This is a genomic window from Aeromonas sp. HMWF014 (assembly GCF_963878295.1).
GTDB classification, from domain to species: domain Bacteria; phylum Pseudomonadota; class Gammaproteobacteria; order Enterobacterales; family Aeromonadaceae; genus Aeromonas; species Aeromonas popoffii.
Genome location: NZ_CAWNYS010000128.1, coordinates 1 through 1310 on the forward strand (window position 1 = coordinate 1; position 1310 = coordinate 1310).

The window sequence follows — 1310 nt, forward strand, 5'->3', positions numbered from 1 at the left end:
CCGTTACGGCCAAGGGGAGTTTCCCGCTGGTACGACGCCACGCCAATGACTATCACGCCGGTCGGGTGGTGCTGCTCGGTGATGCCGCCCACACCATCAACCCGCTGGCGGGGCAGGGGGTCAATCTCGGCTTCAAGGACGTGGCCTGCTGGGCCGGGTTACTGGAAAAGGCCGGTGCCGACTGGCATCAGCTGGCCCTGGCGGAGCGTTACGAGCGTCGCCGTCGCCCCGATAACCTGCTGATGCAATCGGGGATGGATCTCTTCTACGGGGTGTTCAGCAACGAGATAGGTCCCCTCAAGTTGGCCCGCAATCTGGCCCTCAATCTGGCGGACAAGGCAGGCCCGATCAAGGAGATGGCGCTGCGCTATGCGCTGGGGCTGGTATAAGAGGCCGGGCGCCATCACGAGGGTTCTGAGTTCATGAACAAGGTACGGCTGGCGCTCGCTGGCCTATTTTCCATCTATTCCCGCTTTTCTGGCGAGTCGATGGCCCCCTTGCCGGTTTCCTCCGTCGGCGGCGAAAGCCGTGCCTCCAGCGCCTCGCAGATGCCGGCTCGTCCCCATGAGTGCGATGGTCGTGAGTATTGTTCCCAGATGACCTCCTGCGACGAGGCAACCTGGTTCCTCAACACTGCCCGAATATGAAGATGGACGGGGATGGGGAAGGGAGGGCTGGCGGTGCCTGATGCGGCGCTCTATTGCGTCAAAGGGGCGGGTAAACATCGCCGTCACTGCGCCAACTGTTGATCCTTGCTGCTGCTCTCATTCTGAATGCGCCCCTTCATGGGGCGCACTGTTTTGGCCGCCCGTGAGCGTTGGTATCAGCGCTCGGGAGTGGCCGATACCGGCGTGGGGTGGCTGGCGATCACCTGCCTGACGAAGTGATCCCGGATGGGGTCGGCCACATCAGGGTTCCATACCATGCTGACTTCCCACTCGGAGCCGGGGCCAAAGAGGGGGTAGAGAGTGACATCGGGGCCTGCGATAAAGCTGACGCTGCGCGGCAGTATGGCGTTGCCGATGCCAGCGGCCACCAGTGCCACCAGGGTCTGGATATCTTCGGCTTCCTGGATCATGCCCGTCAGCCGGTTGGCGCCGAGAAAACCGGCGATCTGCTGGCTGAGACCGGGACAGCGGCGGCCCACCATCTGCAGCAGTGGCTGGCTGGCCAAGGCGTGCTGGACATCGAATGCGGCCGGATCGGGCGCGGTCATCCGGGTCGGTACTGCCAGCACTAGCCGATCGATCAGCAGCCTGTGTTCCCGCAGCTGTGGTATCTGGGGCCTGCGCATAAAGCCAAGCTGCAAC

At 63.3% G+C, this 1310-nt stretch carries 2 protein-coding genes and 1 pseudogene; 2 read left to right on the plus strand and 1 reads right to left on the minus strand.

Features of this window, described 5'->3' with window-relative positions:
* A partial coding sequence (locus AAC083_RS05095) for an FAD-dependent monooxygenase (protein ID WP_181364655.1) occupies positions 1-389 on the plus strand: 389 nt, incomplete at its 5' end.
* 177 nt (positions 390-566) lie between these two features.
* Positions 567-688: pseudogene (locus AAC083_RS22925) on the plus strand (excalibur calcium-binding domain-containing protein); the annotation flags it as partial.
* 135 nt (positions 689-823) lie between these two features.
* Here AAC083_RS22925 and AAC083_RS05105 read toward each other — a convergent pair.
* Positions 824-1310 (minus strand): LysR family substrate-binding domain-containing protein (locus tag AAC083_RS05105; protein ID WP_181364656.1); only part of this gene is annotated, 487 nt, incomplete at its 5' end.